Annotated in this window: 25 protein-coding genes; 13 read left to right on the top strand and 12 right to left on the bottom strand. The window is 59.2% G+C overall.

Annotation, left to right across the window (positions count from 1 at the left end; translation table 11 throughout):
• The first annotated feature begins 1 nt into the window (after nt 1).
• Both CAF76_RS21900 and CAF76_RS21895 read left to right on the top strand, forming a co-directional pair.
• Nucleotides 2-1,105: a DNA alkylation repair protein gene (locus CAF76_RS21900; RefSeq protein ID WP_085648374.1), complete on the top strand. Its 1,104-nt coding sequence runs from the start codon at nt 2-4 to the stop codon at nt 1,103-1,105.
• A 263-nt stretch (nt 1,106-1,368) separates the two neighbouring features.
• Complete coding sequence (locus tag CAF76_RS21895) at nt 1,369-1,887, top strand: BRCT domain-containing protein (protein ID WP_085648373.1); 519 nt, start codon at nt 1,369-1,371, stop codon at nt 1,885-1,887.
• A gap of 91 nt (nt 1,888-1,978) precedes the next feature.
• On the opposite strand, the gene CAF76_RS21890 is transcribed toward CAF76_RS21895, so the two are convergent.
• The 3 genes from CAF76_RS21890 to CAF76_RS21880 form a co-directional block, all read right to left on the bottom strand.
• Nucleotides 1,979-2,635, bottom strand: a complete 657-nt coding sequence (locus CAF76_RS21890; protein ID WP_085648372.1) for a DUF2931 family protein — start codon at nt 2,633-2,635, stop codon at nt 1,979-1,981.
• Nucleotides 2,635-4,176 (bottom strand): DUF2235 domain-containing protein, encoded by a 1,542-nt coding sequence (locus tag CAF76_RS21885; protein WP_085610621.1) that lies wholly within the window; start codon nt 4,174-4,176, stop codon nt 2,635-2,637. Before CAF76_RS21885 ends, CAF76_RS21890 begins: the two co-directional genes overlap by 1 nt.
• A 245-nt stretch (nt 4,177-4,421) precedes the next feature.
• Nucleotides 4,422-4,691: a hypothetical protein gene (locus CAF76_RS21880; protein ID WP_085610622.1), complete on the bottom strand. Its 270-nt coding sequence runs from the start codon at nt 4,689-4,691 to the stop codon at nt 4,422-4,424.
• A gap of 289 nt (nt 4,692-4,980) precedes the next feature.
• Between CAF76_RS21880 and CAF76_RS21875 the strand changes: the two genes are divergently transcribed.
• Nucleotides 4,981-5,337, top strand: a complete 357-nt coding sequence (locus CAF76_RS21875) for a hypothetical protein (RefSeq protein WP_085610623.1) — start codon at nt 4,981-4,983, stop codon at nt 5,335-5,337.
• A 68-nt stretch (nt 5,338-5,405) separates the two neighbouring features.
• On the opposite strand, the gene CAF76_RS21870 is transcribed toward CAF76_RS21875, so the two are convergent.
• The 5 genes from CAF76_RS21870 to CAF76_RS21850 all read right to left on the bottom strand — a co-directional run bounded on the left by CAF76_RS21870 (nt 5,406) and on the right by CAF76_RS21850 (nt 8,602).
• Entirely contained in the window at nt 5,406-5,768 is a 363-nt protein-coding gene (locus CAF76_RS21870) for a DUF6124 family protein (RefSeq protein WP_074688720.1), read from the bottom strand.
• A 417-nt stretch (nt 5,769-6,185) separates the two neighbouring features.
• Nucleotides 6,186-6,515 carry an antibiotic biosynthesis monooxygenase gene (locus CAF76_RS21865; protein WP_085610624.1) on the bottom strand — a complete coding sequence of 110 codons (330 nt, stop codon included), beginning with the start codon at nt 6,513-6,515 and terminating at the stop codon, nt 6,186-6,188.
• Nucleotides 6,512-7,507, bottom strand: a complete 996-nt coding sequence (locus tag CAF76_RS21860; protein ID WP_085648371.1) for a zinc-dependent alcohol dehydrogenase family protein — start codon at nt 7,505-7,507, stop codon at nt 6,512-6,514. The genes CAF76_RS21865 and CAF76_RS21860 overlap by 4 nt, the downstream gene beginning before the upstream one ends.
• Before the next feature lie 63 nt (nt 7,508-7,570).
• Nucleotides 7,571-7,873 carry a helix-turn-helix transcriptional regulator gene (locus tag CAF76_RS21855; RefSeq protein ID WP_007950555.1) on the bottom strand — a complete coding sequence of 101 codons (303 nt, stop codon included), beginning with the start codon at nt 7,871-7,873 and terminating at the stop codon, nt 7,571-7,573.
• 180 nt (nt 7,874-8,053) lie between these two features.
• Nucleotides 8,054-8,602 carry a cytochrome b gene (locus CAF76_RS21850; RefSeq protein WP_085648370.1) on the bottom strand — a complete coding sequence of 183 codons (549 nt, stop codon included), beginning with the start codon at nt 8,600-8,602 and terminating at the stop codon, nt 8,054-8,056.
• A gap of 205 nt (nt 8,603-8,807) precedes the next feature.
• Between CAF76_RS21850 and CAF76_RS21845 the strand changes: the two genes are divergently transcribed.
• From CAF76_RS21845 to CAF76_RS21815, 7 genes are read left to right on the top strand one after another with little or no spacing between them, the layout of a single operon-like run.
• Nucleotides 8,808-9,485: a thermostable hemolysin gene (locus tag CAF76_RS21845; RefSeq protein WP_085648369.1), complete on the top strand. Its 678-nt coding sequence runs from the start codon at nt 8,808-8,810 to the stop codon at nt 9,483-9,485.
• Complete coding sequence (locus tag CAF76_RS21840; RefSeq protein WP_085648368.1) at nt 9,475-10,956, top strand: AMP-binding protein; 1,482 nt, start codon at nt 9,475-9,477, stop codon at nt 10,954-10,956. Before CAF76_RS21845 ends, CAF76_RS21840 begins: the two co-directional genes overlap by 11 nt.
• Nucleotides 10,953-11,627 (top strand): TenA family transcriptional regulator, encoded by a 675-nt coding sequence (locus CAF76_RS21835; protein ID WP_011334723.1) that lies wholly within the window; start codon nt 10,953-10,955, stop codon nt 11,625-11,627. Before CAF76_RS21840 ends, CAF76_RS21835 begins: the two co-directional genes overlap by 4 nt.
• Nucleotides 11,614-12,423, top strand: coding sequence for an SDR family oxidoreductase (locus CAF76_RS21830; protein WP_064597435.1), 810 nt, complete (start codon nt 11,614-11,616; stop codon nt 12,421-12,423). The genes CAF76_RS21835 and CAF76_RS21830 overlap by 14 nt, the downstream gene beginning before the upstream one ends.
• The gene (locus CAF76_RS21825) at nt 12,420-13,064 is read left to right on the top strand and encodes a tetratricopeptide repeat protein (RefSeq protein ID WP_064597437.1); all 645 of its coding nucleotides are present in this window, start codon (nt 12,420-12,422) and stop codon (nt 13,062-13,064) included. The genes CAF76_RS21830 and CAF76_RS21825 overlap by 4 nt, the downstream gene beginning before the upstream one ends.
• A gap of 11 nt (nt 13,065-13,075) precedes the next feature.
• Nucleotides 13,076-13,738: a response regulator gene (locus tag CAF76_RS21820; protein WP_064597443.1), complete on the top strand. Its 663-nt coding sequence runs from the start codon at nt 13,076-13,078 to the stop codon at nt 13,736-13,738.
• Nucleotides 13,735-15,102, top strand: a complete 1,368-nt coding sequence (locus CAF76_RS21815; protein ID WP_064597446.1) for an ATP-binding protein — start codon at nt 13,735-13,737, stop codon at nt 15,100-15,102. The genes CAF76_RS21820 and CAF76_RS21815 overlap by 4 nt, the downstream gene beginning before the upstream one ends.
• Nucleotides 15,103-15,123: 21 nt before the next feature.
• Here the strand turns inward: CAF76_RS21815 and CAF76_RS21810 are convergent, their stop codons facing one another.
• Nucleotides 15,124-16,386: an MFS transporter gene (locus CAF76_RS21810; protein ID WP_085648367.1), complete on the bottom strand. Its 1,263-nt coding sequence runs from the start codon at nt 16,384-16,386 to the stop codon at nt 15,124-15,126.
• 98 nt (nt 16,387-16,484) lie between these two features.
• Complete coding sequence (locus CAF76_RS21805; RefSeq protein WP_064597450.1) at nt 16,485-17,372, bottom strand: LysR family transcriptional regulator; 888 nt, start codon at nt 17,370-17,372, stop codon at nt 16,485-16,487.
• Between the two features lie 133 nt (nt 17,373-17,505).
• Between CAF76_RS21805 and CAF76_RS21800 the strand changes: the two genes are divergently transcribed.
• Together CAF76_RS21800 and CAF76_RS21795 are read left to right on the top strand one after the other, a co-directional pair.
• Nucleotides 17,506-19,155, top strand: coding sequence for a GMC family oxidoreductase (locus CAF76_RS21800; RefSeq protein WP_085648366.1), 1,650 nt, complete (start codon nt 17,506-17,508; stop codon nt 19,153-19,155).
• Between the two features lie 81 nt (nt 19,156-19,236).
• On the top strand, nt 19,237-20,859 hold the full coding sequence (locus tag CAF76_RS21795; protein ID WP_085648365.1) for an MFS transporter: 1,623 nt from the start codon (nt 19,237-19,239) through the stop codon (nt 20,857-20,859).
• A 49-nt stretch (nt 20,860-20,908) separates the two neighbouring features.
• Here CAF76_RS21795 and CAF76_RS21790 read toward each other — a convergent pair whose 3' ends face one another.
• Complete coding sequence (locus CAF76_RS21790) at nt 20,909-21,277, bottom strand: DUF427 domain-containing protein (protein ID WP_085648364.1); 369 nt, start codon at nt 21,275-21,277, stop codon at nt 20,909-20,911.
• A gap of 182 nt (nt 21,278-21,459) precedes the next feature.
• On the opposite strand from CAF76_RS21790, the gene CAF76_RS21785 reads away from it, so the two are divergent.
• Complete coding sequence (locus tag CAF76_RS21785; protein WP_085648363.1) at nt 21,460-22,674, top strand: MFS transporter; 1,215 nt, start codon at nt 21,460-21,462, stop codon at nt 22,672-22,674.
• 81 nt (nt 22,675-22,755) lie between these two features.
• Here CAF76_RS21785 and CAF76_RS21780 read toward each other — a convergent pair whose 3' ends face one another.
• Nucleotides 22,756-24,162, bottom strand: a complete 1,407-nt coding sequence (locus CAF76_RS21780; RefSeq protein WP_085648362.1) for a serralysin family metalloprotease — start codon at nt 24,160-24,162, stop codon at nt 22,756-22,758.
• Nucleotides 24,163-24,347: the final 185 nt, after the last annotated feature.

The raw sequence follows: 24,347 nt of genomic DNA, 5'->3' as shown, positions 1-24,347 counted from the left end.
CATGAGCGCCACCGAAACCGCCGCCCCGGCCCTCAAAGAAATCTTCAACGCCGAACGCCTGCAACACATCGCCACAGAAATGAGCGCCGTGTACCCGGCATTCAAGGCCAAGGCATTTCTCAAGCATGCCAACGACGGCCTCGCCGACCTCTCCGTCATGCAACGCATGGCCCGCGTCAGCGAAAGCCTGCACGCGGTGCTGCCGCTGGATTACGCAGATTCCCTCGCTGTGCTGCGCGAACTTGCCCCGCGACTGAACAGCGGCTTCGTCAGCATGTGCCTGCCGCACTACGTCGCGTGCTACGGCGCGCACGCGTTCGACACTTCGATGGAAGCCCTGAAGTACTTCACCACCTTCGGCTCATCCGAATTCGCCATCCGCCACTTCCTGCGCAGCGACCTGGAACGCTCGCTGGAACTGATGCACGACTGGACCCGAGACGAAAACCACCACGTCCGAAGACTCGCCAGCGAAGGCAGCCGCCCTCGCCTGCCGTGGTCGTTTCGGCTGGAACCGGTGCAGGCGGATCCGCTGTTGGCTGCCGGGATTCTCGACCGGTTGAAGGCGGATGAGAGTTTGTATGTGCGCAAGTCCGTGGCGAATCATTTGAATGACGTGACCAAAGAGCATCCGGAATGGGTGCTGGATACGGTTGAGGGGTGGACGCTGGAGAACAGGCACACGGCGTGGATTGCCAAACATGCGTTGCGGAGCTTGATCAAACAGGGGAATTCTCGGGCGCTCACTGTTATTGGCGCGGGGGCGAAGGCTGAGGTTGAATTACTGGATGTGAAGGTGGAGCCGGCGGTTGTTCGGCTTGGGGAGACGATTACCTTGTCGTTTACCGTTCGATCATTGGTGCCGGTGGAGCAGCGGCTGGTGATTGATTATGCGATTGACTATGTGAAGGCGAATGGCGGGACTTCGGCCAAGGTTTTCAAGTTGAAGACGTTGGAGTTGGCGGGGTTTGGGAGTGAGGTTGTGGCGCGGCGGCAGGTGATTAAGGATTTCACTACGAGGAAGCATCATGCGGGGCGACACGAAATACGAATGATGGTCAATGGGGAGTCATTGGCTAGAACCGCCTTCCATATATTTTTTTGATAAAAAAACCCAAAAATATCAACCTCTTTAAATATGGCAATCTCCAAAAAACTGCTTACCGCAGGTCACAAAATTCATCTCCGAAAATTGAGTATAACGGCATTTATTTTTGGTCATGGAACGTGAACTAGCCTGATAACTCTCTGCTGATTTAGCCTAGTAAAAGCACCAGACCAGTTTTTTAAGAGACGATTTTTCTGGACAAAACTAGAGTAGTAACGCACGGAGCCTGGTCATACGACCATCACAGTGGAGTGAAATTGATGTCAACTATCAAGTTTAGCTACAGAGATGCGAAGGGCGATATGAGTCAACGAGAGTTGGTTCAGTGGTCAGAGAATTCGATTTACATTCAAGGACGCTCTGCCAGCGATAAATTTCCTAAAACTTTTCGGAAGGATCGCATTGTCGAAGTGTTGCTCGGGGCGGAGCTGCTTTTAAATGAGGCCGCGCCTCCCGCTCCGGGACTTAAACATAGGTCAAAATCACCCGCGTTTACGGCGTCAGAAGCCGCTTCGCGAGTGCCTGCTCCGAAAACACCATCCGGGGGGATAAATCAAATTCTTTTCACTGGTTTCTCGGCTGCGCATAGAGCTGAGCTTGAGAAAAAGGCACTAGATCATGGTTTGAAGGTCATGAGCACTGCAGGCAAAACCCTGACATTCCTTGTTTATGGCGATAATGCTGGACCAACAAAAGTTGCCAAAGCGCTTGAAGCCGGAGCATTCATCATTAATCCAGACCAGTTCTTGACCATGATCACAACAGGCGAAATGCCCTGATCTTCAAGCATTCAGAGCCCGGAAAGACGCCGGGCTTTTTGTTACGCGCCCCTCCTTGCCTGAAAACATATAAGCCTTCATTGGCTTACAGTTACCAACTTCCATACGGAATACCGTACCTATCAATATAGCGCTTGGACTTTTCACTGACTGGGTAGGCATAACGCCCTTCATTTTTGCCCTGACTAGGCCCCAACGGCTCGATCTCTGCTTGGGCGCGCGCGACTTTGACCGGGTGATGGCATGAGTCTCTTACCCAAACCTGCACGACGCCACCAGGAGCCAACCCCAAATAGATCGACGCCATATATCTTGCTTTTTGATCAAGCGTCTGCGGGCAACGCTGATTGGTAGATGACACCATCACTTGCCTGGCCTCCTCAGGAATGTCCACCCAAACCTGCCATGTCTTCTGCTCTACGATGGATTGCCAGCGTACGTAAATACGAATGGGTAGGTCGGCACCCACCACTTTTCTTCCACTGCCGCCAACGCCCTTCCAGCCCCTTGCGGACTCTGTTCCGTCTTCAGGTTCACCGCCAGCGGCGGTGCCGCCGCCAGTCCTGAAGAAGACTTTGCCGGTGATATCTTGGACGGAGCTGTCTTCCACCCAGACCTTCATGTAATCAGGCTCAATAAAAGCCATCTCCCACCATTCGGACTTAGGATCATTTTTAGCGGAAAGTGGATTAGCAGACTGGCAGCCAGTCATGAAAAGTGCACAGATGAGAGTGGCGAGTAACTTCATTACCAGAGCGTCCAGTCAGGTACGTGAGGATGTTGCACACGAATCGCGTCTGCCGTAGGCGCATTGATATAGACGGCACGGAGACCACTGCCGTCTCTGCGGCCGAGGGGATGATTCCAGTTTGCGGACATGTGAATGTACTTCAGCTTCAGCTGTTTTTCCTCTTGCGGTGTAGTGCTGTAGTCACCTGCCACAAACCGGTTGCACAGCGATTGAAGTTCGGAAGGAACAGCTAACTCTGGCGTGTCCGGAATATCGTTGAATCGAACACCCTTTTCTTTAGCCAACTGGTGCATTACACGCAGATATACCCTGGATAGTTTACCGCTCACGGGGCGCTTGAGCTGAACCGCCACGTAAACGCGTTTCTTGCGAGTACTGAGTCTATCTTGCAGATCTACCGGAAGGAGCCGTGCAGCGGGGGTGACGATTTCCAACATGTCCGCCGGCCAACCTTTGTCCAACCATTGTTTTTTCACAACCAGCGCATCTTGGTAAATCGAGGTGGAGGACACATCGGTAAATTGCGAAACCTCAAGGGATTGCATAGGGCTGATGAGCACACACTCTTCAACCTCATCGCGGTAACCCCCACCAATATCCGAGTGAACGCCTGGCAGCGTGATCTCCAAATGGTCGGCTTTGACGCGACTCAGCGCAAAATTCGCTCGGCACTCATCTCGGGCAGATAATTGAACGACATCTGTAAAAAAACGACGGTCAAGGTACAACTTGATGCCCGTTGCGATTGGACTTTTGACGTCACCCAGATTCGACCATCCAGCAATCGAAGGCACCGTGTCAAAGAGGCCGATGAAGCCAATATTTATGCTGCTTTTGAATTGATCAACGAAGGTCCGGCTGAGGTGCTTTTCAACGTTTCTTAAAACATCCCCTAAAGGTCCCTGTTTTCCACGGGCGACTTCGTTGGCGAAATGCCGAGCGGCAGCAGCTCCGCGACTAAAACCGAATACATCAAATTTCAGCGAGGTAATTTCCCCATTGGGATGTAGATCCAACACGTCTTTTACACGCAGTTCAATCTCAGCAAATGAGCTTTGAACTCGTCCTGCAACACCGGTATCACCTCGCCCAGTACCAGCACCGAACGTACTGTCCTGTTTACCAGATCGCGTTCCAATCCCCTCGACATACACCATCCGAAACGCTTGTTTGTACAAGCTATCCCCTTCGGCTTCCTGGGGTGCGAAATACAGCTCACTCAGTTTCTGCACATTACTTGTGTCGTTGGCGTAGCTGCTATCAGGATCACTCATGAAAGGCTTGCAACTGGTATCGATATCTTCGGGCGCAATTGGATGATGGGCACCACAAAGCAAGCCTGCTGCGGTGTTATTCGCATTATTCCCCGTCCCATCGAAGAACACTCCGATCCGCAGGGCTATGCCAATTTTTTCACGTGCCGATGCCGGTTCCTTCCCGTGTTTCTCATACTCAGCCCAACGCTGGGCATGAATATCGACGGGGTTGGTGCCTGTGTTGCGATAGTTTTTAGGTGGGTTGGGAATGTAGCCACTCAATCCTTGATTCCTCGTTCTGATCCTTGAGAACGGGCAGGAGGGTGACAGTCGATGCAAGGTGGCGCAAGCCGTGGCCCAGTGCCAGCGCTTGGCTTCATGCGGAGAAGAACGGCTCCTCTTGTCACCGCAGAATTGGGTTTATGCCTTGAGATACACGTAATCCAGCACCTGACTCACAGCCAACCTCACAACAAGCGCTGGTGCGCACTCGCCACGCAAGTCACGCACCAGGCCCATCTGACCAGTTACCACTGGCCGCTTGCGAGACAGCCGACGATTTCCCAACCGCTGTACTCCCACCAGGAATATCGATCATCGGAGCAACTTCTGGCCAGACTGGCCATGTGGATTTCGCCCGCTGTTTGTTGGGTACCGAAAGGCGTGCCAATAGAAGCTGTTACTTGATTGACAGTTTGAGGAGCCTTAAGGGTGGTTGGATGTACGGAAGCATTCGCAACGGTGGCGGTGAAAGCGAGCGTTGCGGATACGGCCAGAGCAGTGATGGACTTTTTCATTTTCGAATCCTTTCAGTTATCTGACATGCGGCTTGTGCATTGGCCTGACCTGCCTCAATCAATAATCTGAACAGATCGGGCGCTCGTAAAAAGCCTACCACCGCGCTGCCGGCTGCACAGTCGCTCAACTGTGCTATTGACAAGCTGATGGAGTGAGGGGAGAGATCTTTTCGAACGCTCAGGACTCGGGCGACGCGCCAGGTTCTTTTCCTGTCTATCACCCTGCCTGCAATGGTGGCGCCGAGCCACGAATGATATGGTTCAGCCTCAAAACCAGGGACGACACCTCGTGCACAAACAATGTCTTGCAGCAGCGATAACCTTCACCATCAGCCTTTCCGCTCTTGCCTCCCCTGTGCCACAGGAAGAGCTCGAAGAGTGCCAACGAATAGAAAATTCAGCCAAACAGGTCATGAAGACCAGGCAGCAAGGCGTGCCCATGGCTTCGGTGTTGGAACTGGCCGAAGCGGCAGGTAAGCAGAACGAGTATGTGGGTGAGGTGTTCAAGTCGTTGATTCGCGAGGCGTACGAGATTCCTCAATACTCAAGCGAGAGTTTGCAACAGAAAGCGATCAGCGATTTCCATTCCAATTTCTACAAGGCTTGCATCGTGACGGCGGAAAAGAGAGCAAACGCCAACGGCTGAGCTCAAACGAACAAAAAAGGGAGCAGATTCAGGTAATGAATCTGCTCCCTTTTTACTGAAGTACTGCCTTAGGTCTTCAGTTCGACGTTATCCAACGCCTGATTCACCGCCAATTCCCCAAGCATCACAATCTGCGCAATCCCTATCGCGGTCTTACGGTGAGCGGGCTCCAGCGTGGCCGCAAAGTTGTTCAGCATTTCGCTGGCCGAACCGAGAGATTCGCTGGCATTGGCGAGCAGGGATTCAGTGTCGTACGCCGGATTGGCCAGATACATCGGATCATGTTTGTGATGACTCCCCATAACCCGTTGCTGCGGAGTCAGGTAATGGTCGAGCGCGCGTTCGGCTGCCTCGTTCAGGGTTCGGGAGTCGGGGAATTTGTAGGGTGAAACCGGATCGGTTTCCGGGGGATTCGGTGTGGGTTTGATCATGGTGAAACTCCTGATTTTCAATAGGAGCTACCAGCATCACTTGCAGATGATGGGTGGCAGCCATGTGCGGGTCTGCAAGACCGGGAAACCAGGCACCCGGCAGACCCGAGGGTCTCCCGCACAAAGCCGCCATTGAGCGGACGCAAACAAGCGTCCTTTTGGCAGGCTGTGCGACTGGTTTTCCGGCGGGCTTGCAGACCCGATCACTGATGGGCAGTGACGGGAACCAAGTTACGGTCGGAGGTCCAGACGCACAAGCCGGCGGATTCTGTCTTAGGTGTAGGGGACGGCGCAAGGCGCTGTGGGCATCTGGGTGTGACTTCAGGACTGATTTAAACAACCAATGCGCGCCGCGTTTAACTCCGAGCAGAAGCCGGACTGTCACCCAGTCCGGCCCCCTCGTCACAAAAGCACATTTCAGTTTCCTGGCCAAAAAGCCCCATCACCTTCGCCAGCAGTAAAAGCCGCCCCTTCAATGTGATAAACCTGCGGCTCCTCCGAAAAATACCCCTCCAATCCCAGCATAAAGACCCTGTGGTCTTCCCCTGCTTCAAACTGCGTGTGAGCCTCAAGCGACTCCCACCGCACGATCAAATTGAGCCGCTCCGGCGTTTCAATCCCCTGGGCAAGCATGTGCCCGCCATACCCATTCGCGCGGCGGAGCAAAGGCGCAACCTCGGCAAATGCACGCCGGAACTCATCAACACGTTCTGCGTGAACAGGCAGCAAAGCGATCTCATAAATCATGACGCATCCCCCACGGAACCCGCCCGAAGCGACGGCACGACCGCAATCGCAATCTTCCCCTGAAGACCGTTGTTGGGACTTTCCAGCCGCGCATGGGCCAGCGGAATCTCTGCAAGTGAATACACCGCGCCAACGTGGGGCCGCAGTTGACCGCGCTCCACCAGGGCACTCAATTCATCGAGCTTGCCGCGGTTCTGGCGAGTGAAAACGAAGTGATAGCTCGCGTTCTTGCCCCACGCCTGAACGAGGTTTTGTGGTTTGGCGATGTCGACGATCGAGACCACGCGGCCAAGTTGTGCGAGGGCGTCGGGGCTGCGCGCGAGGGTGTCGCCGCCGATAGTGTCGAATACCACGTCTACTCCGAGGCCATTGGTTTCCCGCAGGATGGCTTCGACGTAGTCTTCTTTTTCGTAGTCGATGATCACATCGGCGCCCATGCGGCGGACGAACTCGGCGTTTGCTTCGCGTGCGGTGGTGAACACTTTGGCGCCCATCGCTTTGGCGAGCTGGATGGCGACGTGTCCGACGCCGCCTGCGCCGCCATGGATCAAGATGCTCTCCCCCACTCTGAGCGCTGCCCGCACGATCAAGGCTTCCCATGCTGTCCCGCCCACCAGGCTCAGGCTGGCCGCTTCGAGATGGCTCAGCGAGCGCGGCTTTTTGCCGATGATGCTGGCGGACGCCACGTGGTACTCGGCATAGCTGCCGGGGCCGTCGAAGATTTGCGGCGTGTACCAGACTTCGTCTCCGGGGGCGAAAGCCGTCACGCCGGGGCCGACAGCTTCGACTACGCCGGAGACGTCATGTCCGGTGATGGCCGGCAGTTGCACCAGATCGGGATAGTCGCCGCGTCGGACTTGATAATCCAATGGATTGATCGAGGTGGCGTGTACCCGGACCAGCACTTGCCCCGCTTCCGGCACGGGCTTGGGTATGTCGCAGAGTTGGAACGATTCAGAGTTGCCAAATGATTCAAGCAGCATCGCTTTCATGGTGAATCCTCGTATCGACAATAAGGGATATCGAGATATCTCGATATCGTGCGGTAAATTTTTTTACAGCTCTTTCCCTATGACCTCGGCCAAGGCGCTGATGTTGGCTTCATTGCGCTTGTAGTAGGTCCACTGACCGATGCGCCTGACTTCAACCAGGCCCACACGCTGCAGCGTTGCAAGATAACCGGACACCGTTGACTGCGAGAGTCCGATGCCCTCTTGAATACTGCTCACACACACGCCCACCGTGTGAACGTCGCCCTCGTCCTGCGGGGGGAAGTTCTTTACGGGGTCTTTCAAGCCTTTCAGGATTTCAAGCCGTACCGGGTTTGAGAGTGCTTTGAATACTTCGATCAGGTCCATGCCGCGAGAATATCGAGATTATTCGATATGTCAATACGCTGTTTGACCAGCGGAAAACGAACCGCTGGCCGGATCATCGTGAAGATGTCCTCACTTCCTGTTGTCAGGCAACAGACTGGACGCTGATCGTGCGTTCGGCAACCTGCCCGGCAGACTGCCTTTGGCTTTTTGATAACGAACTCAACGCTGACGCAACGGCAGCATGCGCAGCAGCGTGTTGTCCCGCACCCAATAGTGATGAAACAGCCCCGCCGCCGCGTGCAGGCCGATCAGCCAATAGCCCGTACTGCCCAGCAGTTCATGCCAGTACTTGATCTGCTTGGCCAGATCCGAATTGACCGCCACCGGCGCCGGCACATGAAAGCCGAAATACGGAAAAGGTTTGTCGCCGGCCGCGAGCATCAGCCAGGCCAGCACTGGCGTGACAATCATCAGCCCATACAGGGCCAGGTGCATCAGGTGCGCGATTGCCGTCTGCCAGGCAGGCGGTTTGGGGATAATCGGCGGACGTGGCGTCAGGCGGCCAAACAGGCGCACCCAAACCAGAACAAAAATGCTCGCGCCGAACATTCCGTGCAGGCCCATTAACAGGCCTCGCGCTTCGCTGCCTCGGGGCATGAAGCCTTTTATTTCAACGCAGGCATACACGCCCACGAACAGCGCCAGCATCAGCCAGTGCAAGGTGATCGACAGTTTTCCATAACGGGGTGCGGCCAGGTCGCGGGTCATAGTTGCCTCGTGATTGTTGTAAGCGAAGGCCGATTCGTTCGGCTGTCTCGATCCGGTTGCCGGGTGGACCGACGGCGTCACCCTGCCGTGACAGTCTTAAGACAATCTGAAGATCCGTCGTTCGTTAACCTTTTTTCACCTTCAGACTTCGTTAAGAAATGGTCCGGATACTCCACTCAAACCTATTGAGGGAGGCGTTCAGCCCATGCCCGATTCTGACTGGAACATCTCCCTGCCCCTGCGTTTCGGCCAAGGCGAAACACCGCAGATGCAACTGTCGAGCGCCCCACCCGGCGACGCTCAACGAGCGGCGTTCGAAGCGTTTATTCAACAACGTTTTCGCAAGGCCCACGGCGCCGATATCCGCCATTTCATGCCCGAACTGTTTGGTGTGCACAACGACTCCGGCGACCTTTGCGCGGTTGCCGGAGTACGTCGTGCGCACCTTGAACCACTTTTTCTCGAACGTTACCTGGATGAACCGATCGAGCCGTTGATCAGCGCGGCGGCAGACCATCCGGTGGAGCGCAGCGCGATTGTCGAAGTCGGCAACCTTGCCGCCAACGACACCGGCAGCGCGCGCCTGAGCATCATTGCCATCACTTACCTGCTGGCCATGGGCGGTCTGGAGTGGGTGACGTTTACCGGCAATATCGGGCTGGTCAACAGCTTCCATCGCCTGGGTCTGAAACCCGTGACGCTGTGCGCCGCCGACCCGGAACGCCTGGGCGATGACCGTCACCACTGGGGCAGTTACTACGAAAGCAAACCCTGGGTGCATGTCGGCAACATCCGCGCCGGTTTCATCCATCTGCGCAACATCGGTCTGTTCAGCCGGCTGGGATTGCCGACGTCTATCGAAGGAGCCTGCCATGTCGCTTGAACGGCAACGATTCCAGGAAACCCTGCGCAGCCATGCAGGGCGCAATGACAACGCTTTGGCATTGTGGGGCGACACGCTGAAAATCAGTTACACGACGCTGTACGCCGAGGTGATGTACCGCCAGCAGCGCCTGCGCGATGAGCAGGTGACGGTCATCGCCCTGGCGCTGGACAACGGCGTCGAAGCCATACTCTGGGATCTGGCGGCGTTGTTTGAAGGCTTGACGTGCGTGACCCTGCCGCCGTTCTTCAGTCCGGCACAACGTGCCCATTGTCTGGAACAAAGCCAGGCCGAACGAGTGATCGCCGAACCGGAGCTGGAGCCAGAATTGCTCGCTGCCGGTTATGAACAACGCGGTGAATTCTGGTGCCGCGCCTTTGAAGGCCCGAACCGCCTGCCCGCCGGTACCGCCAAACTGACGTTTACCTCCGGCACAACCGGCACACCGAAAGGCGTGTGCCTGAGCGCCGACAGTCTGCTGCGGGTCGCTCGGGAGCTGGAAGAGGCCAGCAAACCCACAGCCCCTCAACATCACGTGGCGTTGCTGCCGCTGGCAATCCTGCTGGAAAACCTTGGCTGTTACGCGGCCCTGTACGCCGGCGCAACGCTGAGCGTGCCGAGCCAGAAAACCCTGGGCATCCAGGGCGCCAGCGGCGTCGACCTGCCGCGTTTGCTGGGCTGCCTGGCCCACCGGGCGCCCGAGAGTCTGATCCTGGTGCCGCAATTGCTTTTGCTGTTGGTCAGCGCTGCCGAACAGAAAGCCTTCGATCCGCAATCGCTGCGTTTTGCCGCCGTTGGTGGCGCACGGGTTTCCGAGGATCTGCTGCACCGCGCGCAACGAATCGGCCTGCCGGTCTACGAAGGTTACGGCCTGTCAGAGTGCGCCTCGGTGGTCTGCCTCAACCGACCCGGCGAACGTCGTCCGGGCAGTGTCGGGCGGCCCCTGCCCCATGTCGACGTGCGCCTTGCCGAAGACGGAGAGGTGTTGATCAAAGGCTCGACCTTGCTCGGTTACCTTGGCGAGCCGACGTACAGCGATGAATGGTGGCCCAGCGGCGATCTGGGCGAGTTCGACCCGGAAGGTTTTCTCTACCTCAAGGGCCGCAAGAAGCATCAGTTCGTTACCAGTTTCGGACGCAACGTCAACCCGGAATGGGTCGAGTCCGAACTGACTCAGCGCCAGCACATCGCCCAGGCCTTTGTGTATGGCGAGGCCTTGCCGCACAACCACGCGCTGCTCTGGCCACATCGCCCTGATTGCACCGATGCACAACTGGAAGCCGCCGTCGCCGCTGCCAACGAGGCCTTGCCCGATTACGCCCAGGTGCATCACTGGACACGCCTCGAACAACCTTTCACGGCCACCAACGGCCTGCTCACCGCCAACGGTCGCCCCCGCCGCGAGGCAATCGTCGCGCAGTACCGCGCCGTGCTTACCGAATCCGCCTTTTCCGAGGAATCCGCACCATGAGCTTTTTTGACACCTTGCAAGAAGCCACGCACCAGGAACGCCACGAGCTGTTCAATTTGCCGATCATCCTCGATGCGCTGCAAGGCAAGGTCAGCCTTGAAAGCTATCGCGCGTTTCTCGCCCAGGCCTACTACCACGTGCGCCACACCGTACCGCTGATGATGGCTTGTGGTGCGCGCCTGCCGACGCATCTGGAATGGCTGCGCAAAGCCGTGTGCGAATACATCGAGGACGAATACGGCCACGAGCAATGGGTGCTCAACGACATCGAGGCCTGTGGCGGTGACCGTAACGCTGTGCGTGATGGCCAGCCGTCGCTGCCGATCGAGCTGATGGTCAGCTTTCTTTACGATCTGATCGCCCGAGGCAATCCGGTGGGTCTGTTTGGCATGGTCAACGTGCTGGAGGGCACCAGCATCGCCCTGGCCACCCATGCGGCGGGCAGCATCCGCGAACGTCTGGCCCTGCCGGAAACGGCGTTCAGCTACCTCAGCTCCCACGGCTCGCTGGACATCGAGCACATGCAAACCTATCGCCGGCTGATGAATCAGCTGGAAGATCCGGCCGACCAGGCGGCGGTGATTCATGCCTCGAAAGTCGTCTATCGTCTCTACGCCGACATGTTCCGAGGCCTGCCCCGCGACGCGGAGGCTCAACATGCAGCTGCATGAAGCCCGTGTGGTGTTGACCGGTGCCAGCGGCGGCATCGGGATAGCGATCACGCGTGCCCTGTGCGCTGCCGGTGCGCAGGTCCTGGCGGTCGCGCGACATCAGGAATCGTTGCGCCCGTTGCTCGACCTTTACCCACAGAACCTGTGCTGGGTCGCTGCCGACCTGACATTCCTCAGCGACCGGCGCAAGGTGCTGGCCGCCGCCGAGGCCATCGGCGGCATCAACCTGCTGATCAACGCCGCCGGGGTCAATCATTTCGCAATGCTGGAACAGCTCGACGACAGCGACATCAACGCCATGCTGGCGGTGAACATCGGTGCGCCGATCTGCCTGACCAAACTGTTGCTGCCGCTGCTCAAACAGGCCGACAGTGCCATGGTGGTCAACGTTGGCTCGACCTACGGGTCGATCGGCTATCCCGGTTATGCCAGTTATTGCGCAACCAAGTTTGCCTTGCGCGGATTTTCCGAGGCCTTGCGCCGAGAGTTGGCGGATACCCGGGTCGGTGTGTTGTACGTGGCGCCCCGCGCCACACGCACCAGCATGAACAGCCCCGCCGCCCAGGCATTGAACGATGCACTCAAAGCCAGCGTCGACGATCCGCAGGCCGTCGCCGCTGCGGTGATTCATGCGATTGCCGGTGATCGCCGCGACCTCTATCTGGGCTGGCCGGAGCGCTTCTTCGTACGCCTCAACAGCCTGCTGCCCAATCTGGTGGATCGCGGTCTGCGCAAGCAATTGCCATTGATCCGTCGCCTGAGTGAAAAAACCGAGAACGAGACGCCGAAACCATGAAAAAACTTCTCGCCTGTGTGCTGCTGGGCGCCCTCAGTCAAAGTGTCTGGGCGCTGGACGCTGCCGATCAACAACGCCTCAACAGCATCCAGCAGAGCTGGGCACACATCCAGTACGAAACACCGGAAAAACAGCGCGCCGCTGCATTTGAACAGTTGGCCGTCCAGGCAACGCACTTCGCCACCGAACGGCCGGCCGTCGCCGAGGCCTGGATCTGGAAAGGCATCGTCACCAGCAGTTGGGCCGGTGCCGAGGGCGGACTGGGTGCTCTGGGTAAAGCCAAGGATGCCAAAGCCGATCTGGAAAAATCCCTGACCCTGGACCCCAAGGCGCTGCAAGGTTCCGCCTACACCAGCCTCGCCGCGCTGTACGATCGGGTGCCCGGCTGGCCGATCGGTTTCGGCGACAGCGACAAGGCTGAGCAACTGCTCAAGCAGGCCCTGCAACTCAACCCTGATGGCATCGACAGTTTGTACTTTTGGGGCGATCACCTTTACCGTCAAAAACGCTACGCTGAAGCCAGAGCAGCGCTGCTCAAGGCCCTGCAAGCCGCTCCGCGCCCGGGCCGGGAAAGTGCCGATGCCGGGCGCCGCAAAGAGATCGCCGCGTTGCTGGTGGACGTAAACAAGAAACTCGACTGACAGGAGTCCGTGTGCGCTTATTACTGATCGAGGATGACGTGGCCCTCGGCGAGGGCATTCATCAGGCACTGGGGCGCGAGGGCTACACCGTCGACTGGCTCAAGGACGGCAGCAGCGCCCTGCACGCCCTGCTCAGCGAAACCTTTGATCTGGCGGTGCTCGATCTCGGCCTGCCACGCATGGACGGCCTGGAAGTACTACGCCGTCTGCGTAGCACTGGTTCTAACCTGCCGGTGCTGATCCTCACCGCCCGCGATGCCACCGAAGACCGCATTGCGGGGCTGGACGCCGGCGCCGACGATTACCTGATCAAGCCCTTTGACCTGGCCGAGCTCAAAGCCCGCCTGCGCGCCCTGCTGCGACGCAGTGCCGGACGCGCGCAGATGCTGATCGAGCACGCCGGCATCAGTCTCAACCCCGGCACCCAGCAAGTCAGCTATCTGGGGCAGCCGGTGGTGCTCACGCCCAAGGAATATCAGTTGCTGCACGAACTGCTCTCGCCGCCGGGTCGGGTCATGACCCGCGACCACCTCACACAACTGCTTTACGGCTGGAACGAAGAAGCCGAAAGCAACACCCTGGAAGTGCACATTCATCACCTGCGCAAGAAATTCTCCACCGACCTGATCCGCACCATTCGCGGCGTGGGTTATCTGGTGGAGGAGCGCCGATGACCTCGATCCGGCGCCGCACCCTGACCCTGATCATCGGCCTGATGCTCGCTGGTCTGACTGTGCTCAGCCTGTTCAACCTGCACGACAGCAACCACGAAATCGCCGAGGTCTACGACGCGCAACTGGCGCAGAACGCGCGTCTGCTGCAAGGCGTGATGCGCATGCCGTTGTCAGCGCCGGAACACACGAACCTGTATCAGGCCTTCAACTCGGCACTGGCTGAAGCCGTGCCTCGGGGCGATGGCCACCCCTACGAACGAAAACTCGCCTTTCAGGTGTGGAATCCCCAAGGCGAGGTGTTGGTACACACCGCCAGTGCACCCTCCTTCAGCACGCCGCCGATCCAGCCAGGCTTCAGCGACGTGGAGGATCTGAACAAGCGCCACTGGCGGGCGTTTGTCCTGGAAGACAAACAGAACGGTTTGCGCATCTGGGTGGGTGAACGTGGCGACGTGCGAGCGGATCTGGTTGACCGGATCGTCCGCCATACCCTGTGGCCGAACGTAATCGGCAGTCTGGTCCTTGCGGCGATGATCTGGCTGGCCATCGGCTGGGGGCTCAAGCCGCTGGCCAATATGGCGGCGACCCTGCGCGCCCGCCACAGTGGCGCTCTCGAACCGCTGCAACTGACGCCGCTGCCCAGCGAACTGGAACCGATGCAAGCCGCACTCAACCGCATGCTTGCGCAGATCCAGGAAGTGCTCGGTCGGGAACGCCGGTTCATCGCCGACGCCGCCCACGAAATGCGCACGCCGCTGGCGGTACTGCGGGTACATGCGCAAAACCTGCTGGAGGCTGGCACCGAGCAGGAACGTCGCGAGTCACTCGAATTTCTGATCGCCGGGGTGGATCGCACCAGCCGACTGGTCAATCAGCTACTGACCATGGCCCGCCTCGAACCCAAGGCCAGTGCGCCTGCCAACCAACGCATCGACCTTGGCGACACCGTGCGCAACAGTCTGGTGCAACTCACGCCATGGTTGCTGAGCAAACATCTGGAACTGGCCTTTGACGTCAGCGACCAACCTTTTCCAGCGTTCGCCGATGCTGCCACCATCGACATTGCCTTGAACAACCTCATCACCAACGCCGCCAACTTCTCCCCGGAGCAAGGCGTGATCAGCGTGCAATTGACCCGCGTCGACGGTTTTTACCATTTGGACGTTGAAGATCAGGGCCCGGGTATCGATGAAACGGACCGGGCGCGATTGTTCGAGCGGTTCTACAGCCGGGGCAACCCCGAGGGCGCGGGCCTGGGGCTGACCATCGTCAATACCATCGCCACCCGTCTGGGTGGGCGGATCACACTGCAAAACCGGGTCGAGGGAGGCCTGCGGGCGACGCTGTCGATTCCCGCCGGTTGAACAGGTCTTGGGACCGTTGAGTCAAGGCGTAACCATCCGCGACGCCTTGCTTTGCAGTGCAATTGAGTCGGCATTGGAACCCGATACTGTCTCGGGCACCGCCACCCAAAGCAGCACCAGCGCTACCAGCGCCACGGCCGCCAAGGTCAGAAACCCGGCGCTGTAACCGGCCTCTTGAACCAAGATGCCCGCCAGACTGTTGCTCAATGCCGCGCCCAGTCCGAACACCGTTGAGATTGCCCCGAGGCTGACATTGAAATGCCCGGTCCCCAGCGTCAGGTCTTTCACCACCACCGGAAACAGCGCGCCGAAAATCCCCGCACCGATGCCATCGAGCAACTGCACCGAAACCAGCCACCACGGATCGTTCGACAGCACATACAACACGCCGCGTAACGGCAGGATCAGGAACCCCGCCAGCAGCAATGGCTTGCGCCCCCACAGATCGGCCTTCGCCCCCACCAGCAGCGCGACCGGCACCATCACCAGTTGTGCCGCGACGATGCAGGCAGACGTGAGCGGTGTGGCCATCTGCAGATTGGCCTGCGCCAGCTTCTGGCTCACCAGCGGCAACATCGCCGCGTTCGCCAGATGAAACAGCGCGCAGCAAATCGCAAACATCAGCAGCGGGCGGTTGGTGAGCAACACGGAAAAGCCCGAAGGCTGCTTGCCCTGCCCCGCTTCGCTGGGGGAAAGACCTCGGGCGAGATCGTGGTCAATGGCGTCGGCCGATACGAACGAGACAGCAATCACACTGGCCAGCGCCATGACCGCCATCAAATAAAACACCGCAACCGGACCGAACAGGTACGCCGACAGACCGGCCAACAACGCGGCGCAGGCGTTGCCGGCGTGGTTGAAAGTCTCGTTGCGGCCGGTCCTTCGCGTGAAGGCGCGAGGCCCGGTGATCCCGAGGGTGATCGCGCAAATGGCCGGCGCGAAAATCGAAGCGGCGACGGCACTGATGGCTTGCGTCACCGCCACCAGGCTGAACGACGTCACAAACGGCAGCAGCAGACAGCTTGCGGTGACCACCAGCGCGGCAATCGCAATCAGCGACCGTTTGAAGCGCGTGCTGTCGACCAGCGCACCTGCCGGGGTCTGGGTGATGAGCGCGGCGATCCCGGCAATAGTCATCACCAGACCAATGCTCGCCGGCTCCCAGTGGTGAACCGCCAGCAGGTAAATCGCCAGATAAGGACCGAGCCCGTCACGCACGTCGGCGAGGAAGAAATTCAGGCTGTCGAGGGACAGGTTATTGCGGCGATCGAGGTGAGTGGCCACGGGAAACGTCTTCGTTGTCGAGGTTCTGCGTGATGACTCAACCTCCGCAAATCGAATGACCTTTTGCCGGGCGTTTTAGTTGCATGAAACCGCTGTCTTTACTGGCCCATCAACAACTCGCGCTCGCCTTCGCAAAGCCCCACCACGTAATCCCAGACCACCCGCAACCGTACCGACTTGTGCAACTCGCGCCGCGTGCTGATCCAGTAACTGCGCTCGATGCTCTCATCCGGCAACAGCGCCACCAGATCCGGGTCCGACGCGGCCATGTAGCAAGGAAGTACCGCAATCCCCAACCCCGAGCGCGCCGCCTGCTGCTGGGCGATCACGCTGGTGCTGTGAAACACCACCCGTGGGTTGCGGCAGAAGCTGTTGAGAAACATCAGCTCCTGACTGAACAGCAGATCATCGACGTAGCCGATCCACGCGTGCCGTCCGAGATCTTCGCGACTGCGCAGCGGCGGTGAATTATCGAGATAGGCGCGGCTGGCATAGAGCGCGAGCCGGTAATCGGTGAGTTTGCGGGTGACCAGCATGTCCGCCGCCGGCCGCTCCAGGTGAATGCTGATTTCCGCCTCGCGATTGAGGATGCTGACAAAGCGCGGTACCGCCACCAGTTCCACTTCTAGTCCCGGGTAGCGCTCGAACAACCCGATCATGCGGCTGGCGAGAAACATGATGCCCAGCCCTTCTGTCACACCGACGCGAATCTTGCCCAGCGGCGCCGTGGACTGGGTGATTTCTTCCTGAGCCAGGAGCGCGACATTTTCCATGGCTTCGGCATGCTTGAGCAGCGCCTCCCCCGCCGGAGTCATTTCGTACCCCTGGGCGTGCTGGACGAACAACGCGGTGCCAAGGCTTTTTTCGATGGCCTCGATATGCCGGGCGACGGTGGCGTGCGTGGTGTTCAGGCGGCGGGCGGCGGTGAGCAGTCGGCCGCTGCGCTGCAACTCGAGAAAGAACCGCAGGTCGTTCCAGTCGAACATGGCTTGTCCTTGTCGGCTATCGTCAGGGAACGCTGTTTGAAAACGCACAGCGGCTGCGCAAAAACTAACATTCTTTTGACGAAAGCTAACAACTAGGATGACCGACAACAAAAACAATAAGCGAGGTCAGGGAATGCAGACGTCCCTCGATGAGTTCGATTACATCGTGGTCGGTGCCGGGCCGGCCGGGTGTTTGCTGGCCAATCGTCTGTCGGCCGATCCACAGCAGCGCGTGCTGTTGCTGGAGGCTGGCGGGCGCGACAACTACCCGTGGATTCACATCCCCGTGGGTTATCTGTTCTGCATCGGCAACCCGCGCACCGACTGGTGCTTCAAGACCGAAGAACAACCGGGCCTTAACGGCCGCGCGCTGAGTTATCCGCGCGGCAAGGTGCTGGGCGGCTGCTCGTCGATCAACGGCATGATCTACATGCGTGGCCAGGCCAACGACTATGACGGCTGGGCCGCCGAAGGCAATCCGGGCTGGGCCTGGAACGATGTGCTACCGCTGTTCAAACAGAGCGAAAACCATTTTGCTGGTGCGGCGGACTTTCATGGCGACAAGGGTGAGTGGCGAGTCGAACGCCAGCGCCTGTCGTGGCCGATTCTCGATGCCTTCCGCAGCGCTGCCGAACAGAGCGGCATCGCCAGCATCGACGACTTCAACCAGGGCGACAACGAGGGTTGCGGCTACTTTCAGGTCAATCAGAAGGCCGGGGTGCGCTGGAATGCGGCGAAGGCGTTTCTGAAGCCGATTCGCGATCGGGCCAATCTCACCGTGCTGACTGAAGTCGAAGTGGATCGCGTGTTGTTCGAAGACGGTCGCGCTTCGAAAGTCAGCGCCCGTTGGCAGGGTCAACAAAAGAACTTCAAGGCGCGCAAGGAGATCGTGTTGTGCGCCGGCTCCGTGGGCTCGCCGAGCATTCTGCAACGCTCCGGAATCGGGCCGCGCCCGCTGCTGGAAAAGCTCGGCATCGGCGTGGTGCATGAATTGCCGGGCGTCGGCGGCAACCTGCAGGATCACCTGCAACTGCGGCTTATCTACCAACTGGAGAACGCCCGCACCCTCAATCAGATCGCCGGCAGCGTGTGGGGCAAGATGGGCATGGGCCTGCGTTACCTGTACGACCGCAGCGGGCCGTTGTCGATGGCCCCGAGTCAGCTGGGTGCGTTTGCCCGTTCCGGGCCTGAGCAGACCTCGGCCAACCTCGAATATCACGTGCAGCCGCTGTCGCTGGAGCGCTTTGGCGAACCGCTGCACAGCTTCCCCGCATTCACCGCGTCGGTGTGTGATTTACGGCCGCAGAGCCGGGGTCGGGTCGAGATCCGTTCCGCCGATCCACAAACCGCGCCGCTGATTCAACCCAATTACCTCAGCCATCCCGAAGACCTGCGCGTGGCCGCCGATGCGATTCGCCTGACCCGGCGCATCGTCAGCGCCCCCGCCCTACAAGCCTTCAACCCGGTGGAATACCTGCCCGGCGCCAGCCTGCAAACCGAAGAACAACTGCACGAAGCGGCGGCGAAGATCGGCACGACGATTTTCCACCCGGTCGGCACTTGCCGCATGGGCAACGACGCGGACGCCGTGGTCGATGCGCAGTTGCGCGTGCACGGCGTACCGGGGCTGCGGATTGCCGATGCGTCGATCATGCCGCGCATTACCTCGGGCAACACCTGTTCGCCTACGCTGATGATTGCTGAAAAAGCGGCACAGCTGATTCTCAACCCAACCGCCCGGAGTTTTCCCGCCGAAGAAAAAGCACTGACCGCACTCTCTTGACCAAAGGAACAGCGGCGCCCGCCCACAAGGCCGGTGCCGACAGTGGAAACAACAAAAACAATCACTGTGAGGGATACCGATATGTCAGAACACGTTCAGCCTCTGGACGCCGTGCGCAGCACGGACGCCAGCCCCGATACCCGAAAGGTCATCTTCGCCTCGTCCCTAGGGACGGTGTTCGAGTGGTATGACTTCTTCCTCTACGGCGCCCTGGCGGCGGTCATCAGCAAGCAATTTTTCGCCGGGGTCAACGACACCACCGCATTCATCTTTGCGCTGATGGCATTTGCCGCAGGCTTCATCGTGCGGCCGTTCGGGGCGCTGGTGTTTGGTCGGTTGGGGGACATGATCGGGCGCAAATACACCTTCCTCGCAACCATCATCCTGATGGGCGTGGCGACGTTCGCCGTGGGCCTGCTGCCGACCTACGCCAGCATCGGCATCGCCGCACCGATCATTCTGGTGATACTGCGCATGCTTCAGGGCCTGGCCCTCGGCGGCGAGTACGGCGGCGCCGCGACTTACGTGGCCGAACACGCGCCGATCGGCAAGCGCGGGTTCCACACCAGCTGGATTCAGTCCACCGCGACCCTTGGCTTGCTGCTGTCGCTGCTGGTGGTGCTCGGTTGCCGCTACTTCACCGGCGATCAATTCGAAGTCTGGGGCTGGCGTATTCCGTTCCTGTTGTCGATCGTGCTGCTGGGTATTTCCACCTGGATTCGCCTGAGTCTGCACGAATCGCCGGCCTATCTGAAAATGAAAGAAGAAGGCAAGGCCAGCAAGGCGCCGATCCGCGAGTCCTTCGGCAAATGGGAAAACCTCAAAGTCGTGCTGATCGCCCTGTTCAGCATCAACGCCGGGCAAGCGGTGACCTTCTACGCGGCGCAGTTTTACGTGCTGTTCTTCCTCACCCAGTTCCTGAAAATGGACCCGGCGGTGGCCAACAGTCTGCTGATCATCAGCGTGGTGATCGGCGCGCCGTTCTTCATCATTTTCGGCTGGCTGTCGGACAAGGTCGGGCGCAAACCGGTGCTGATGCTTGGCTTGCTGCTGGCCACCGCGCTGTACTTCCCGATCTTCAAATCCCTGGCCCACTACGCCAACCCGGCCATCGACCACGCCAGCCGACAGGCACCGATCACCGTGGTGGCCGACCCGGCGACCTGCACCTTCCAGTTCGATCCGGTGGGCAAGGCCAAATTCGACAGCCCGTGCGACAAGGTCAAGACCTTCCTGGTCAAGCAAGGCCTGCCTTACTCCAGCGTCGCCGCGCCGGCGGGCAGCACGGTGCAAGTGAGCGTCGGCGATGTGAAACTCGACGGCTTCGACGAAGCCGCCCTGCGCGGCGCCATCACCCTGGCCGGCTATCCGCAACAGGCTGATATGCAGCAAATCAACAAACCGATGATCGTGGCCCTGATCGTCGGCCTGATCATCATCTCGGCCATGTGCTACGGTCCGCTCGCCGCGCTGATGGTCGAACTGTTCCCGACCCGCATCCGCTACACCTCGATGTCCCTGCCGTATCACATCGGCAACGGCTGGTTCGGCGGATTCCTGCCAACCGTGTCGTTTGCGCTGGTGGTGTACACCGGGGATATTTTTTACGGGCTGTGGTACCCGGTGCTGATTACCGGAGTGAGCCTGGTGGTGGGGATGATCTGTCTGCGTGAGACGAAGAATATCGATCTGGACAAGAACTGATTGATATTCGTGTGGCGGGGGCGCAATGCCCTCGCCACCCTGCTGGATCTCAGACCTCCGCGTCCAGCAACTCAAACTTCACCTGATCGGGATAAAACGCCACGTAGTCCTTGATCTGGCTGACCGAAATCTTTGGATTTTCGTACGTCCATACCGCGTTCGCGCCCTCATGTCCCGGCACTTGCAGACTGAAATAGTTGGCATCGCCCTTGTACGGGCAGTAGGTGGTGTGGTCGGTGCGGGCGAAGTATTTTTCGTCGATGTCTTCACGCGGAATGTAGTAGACCGGCGGGTAATTGGCTTCGAGCAGCACCAGGGCTCGGGCCGAGGCGGCGACCTGTATGCCGTGGAATTTTACCAGCAGGCAGCCAGGCTGCTCGGCAACGGTGATGACGGGACTGGGACCGGAAATTTTCATCGGTTTCTCCTGACGGGCGGCGAAGGCACCGGTTCAGGTATAACCCATGCGGGGGAATCTCGTCGGATCCGCAGCCGAACGGTTTTTTCTCCGATCAGCAACAACCGTCACTTGCGAAGGCGGCGGTTTCTGTTTTCATATCACGCGCAAAACGACCAAGACGCCCACCGACAGGAGTCATCATGCGCAAGGATTACCTGGCTTTTTTCATCTCGCTGTTCCTGTCACGGCTGGCGGATCAGATCCTGTTGTTCATCGTGCCGCTTGTGGTGTTCCAGACCACCAACAGCGCGTCCTGGGCGGGGCTTGCATTCTTCGTCGAGTCGCTGCCGCGTTTTCTCGCGTTTCCGCTATGCGGAGCCCTGTGCGACAAGTTCTCGCCCATCAGGATCCTGCACATCAGTCAGGTCTACCGCGCGCTGCTTTGCGTATTGGCAGTAGGGCTTTATGCCGTCTTCGGCGGTATCGCGTGGCTGGTGGTGCTGTCGGCGCTATGCGGCGTGCTGACGACTCAGGGCATCATGGCCCGCGAAGTGCTGATGCCGCGTATTTTCCAGCACTACAGCTACACCAAAACCCTGTCCTACTCGCAGATAGCCGACCAGACCGGACTGGTTCTGGGGCCTTTGGTGGCGGCATTGCTGCTGGAAGTTTCGGCCTGGCACTGGGTGGTGCTGTGGGTGGCCGGGCTGTTCCTGCTCGCCGACCTGAGCATGCGGGTGTGGCAACGTTTCAGCCGTATCACTCTGGAGGTGTTCGAGCAGCATCAGGACATCTGGCTGCAGCCTCTGCGCATCGCTTTCAGGCATATCCGCGAACGGGCGGAGCTGAAAAAGATCATCACACTGGCAGTGGGGGTCAATCTGATTGTCGGGGTCACCCTGGCCACTTCGGCGGCCATGGTGCTCGGTCAGTACAGCGCCGGCAAGGACGACTACGCCGTGCTGCAAGCGGCAGGCGCGGTGACCACCATCGTGATTCTGTTTTTCCTCGCCCGGGTGGTATTGCCGTTGCGCGTACTGGGTGGCGTTGCCTGTTCGATGCTCGCCGCCGGCGCCTTCATCAGTGCCCTGAGCCCGAACCTGGCGGGTTATGTGCTGGGTTTTCTGCTGATCGTCGGCTTCGACAAGATGTTCAACGTCTACATGCGCAGCATTCGCCAGCGAGTCATTCCCCCTCAGGACTTCGGCAAGACCGTGGGCGTGATCACCCTGCTAAACAACTTGTCACAACCGCTCGCAGGACTGCTTGTTGCGCTGCTCGCCGCGCCTTTGGGGGCACAACGTGTGATCCTGATCCTGGCTGTGCTGGCGACGCTGCTGGGCGTTGCGGCTCTCTGGTGGTTTGCCAGAGTACGTAATACATCCGCCGCTTCGATCCTCGAAACCGAGCAGTAACCGATTTCAATGTCGTAGAGCGATGTCCGAAAACAAAAAAAACCGCAGCCTGCGAAGGACTGCGGTTTTTTTCGTTTCAGATCACGCGACAATATCGGTCGCCACAGCCTGCCCCACCACACCCACGGCGAAGTCCACCGAACCCTGGCCTGTGAGGTCAATCATCAGGCTGGTCTGGTTGGTCTGTTCGAAGTAAGTGAGGATCGCGTCCCCGGCATGCCCTGTGAAGCCGCTGACGAAGTTCAGAGTGGCTGCGCCGGTGGCGAACCCGGCGATGCCTGACAGGTCGATCTTGTCCAGGCCGCTGGTGAAATCCATGATCCAGTCTGGCGCGGTCATGATCGAGTCGCTGGCCGCGCCGAACACGAAGGTGTCTGCGCCTTCACCGCCCCACAGCGAATCACCGCCGCCAGCGCCGTAAATGATGTCGTTACCGGCGCCACCGATCAGGTCGTTGGCCGCTGCGTTGCCGATCAGCAGGTCATTGCCCGAACCGCCAATGGCGTTTTCCACGGTCACGCCGTGAGCGATGGACACGTTGCCCACCAGACCGCCGACATCGGAGAACGACCCTTCGTTAAGGTTGATCTTCTGGTTCTGGCTGAAGCCGGAGAAATCCAGCGTGTCATTGCCGCCGCCGTCCCACACCGAGAACACCACTTTGGAAGTGTTCGAGGTGGCGCTGTAGAAGTCGCGATCGGCGTTCGAGTTGAAGCCGTACACGGTGTTGTCGGCACGGGTTTCGAAGTTGGCGCCGTAGAGTTTCTGCACCGCGACGATGTCGTCCATCAACGGTGCCGAGGCGTAGGCGCCGCTGCCGTCCTTGCTGAAGTTCTGGTCGGTGTTGGCTTCGCTCCAGTAGCTCATCAGGCTGTAGCCGCGGGTGTCTTCGGCGTATTTGGCGTCGCCGTAGGTCGGGTTGCCGTTGCCGGCGTTGTAGGCGCCCGGGTGCGACAGGCCGAGGGTGTGGCCGATTTCGTGGGTCAGGGTCTGACGCCCGTAGTTGTTGGTGTCCGGGGTCTTGTTGACCTGGTACTGATCGTTGATCAGGTACCACGACTGACCGTCGTAGCTGCTGCCCTGCGGCAGGTAGGCAAACGCCGCGCCGCCAGTGCTGACGTCGTAGTTGCCGAAAGTCATGTGGCCGTCACCGCCCTTGCCTTCAGTGAAGGTCACGTTGGCCACGTCCGACCACGATTGCATCGCCAGCACGGCCTGGGCCTTTTGCTGGGCGCTGAACTCGCTGAAGTTGCCGAGTTTCGGATTGTAGTTGGACGGTTTGTCGGTCAGGAAGGTGTAGATCAGGTCAATCTTGCCGTCGGCATTCTTGTCCTGCCACGACATGCCCTTGCGCAGGATTTCGTCGGCGGCCTGGTCGGCGGTGAACGACGGTTTGCCGTTTACGGTACCGGTGCCGCGATCGTACAGGTGGCTGAAGGTGTCGACGGCGGTGAAGGCGCTGCTGGCCTGGGAGGAAGGTTGAGACATGGTGTACGTCCTTGTTTCTGAAAAGTCAGTGTCAGACAGAAAAGCGGCGATCTTCTGGCGAGATCGTCCTGTCACTCGCCCTGTCAGGCAGATTGACCCTGCCACAGCCGCCAACGGGGGCGCTAATCAATTTCTCGATAGCGTCCCGGATTGCCCCGACGCGGGCTGTCATGACCGGCAACCCT

It is taken from the genome of Pseudomonas sp. B40(2017) (genome assembly GCF_002112855.1).
In the GTDB taxonomy this organism is placed as follows: domain Bacteria; phylum Pseudomonadota; class Gammaproteobacteria; order Pseudomonadales; family Pseudomonadaceae; genus Aquipseudomonas; species Aquipseudomonas pharyngis.
The sequence above is the reverse complement of the archived record's forward strand: the minus strand, read 5'-3'. Positions and strand labels throughout refer to the sequence as shown.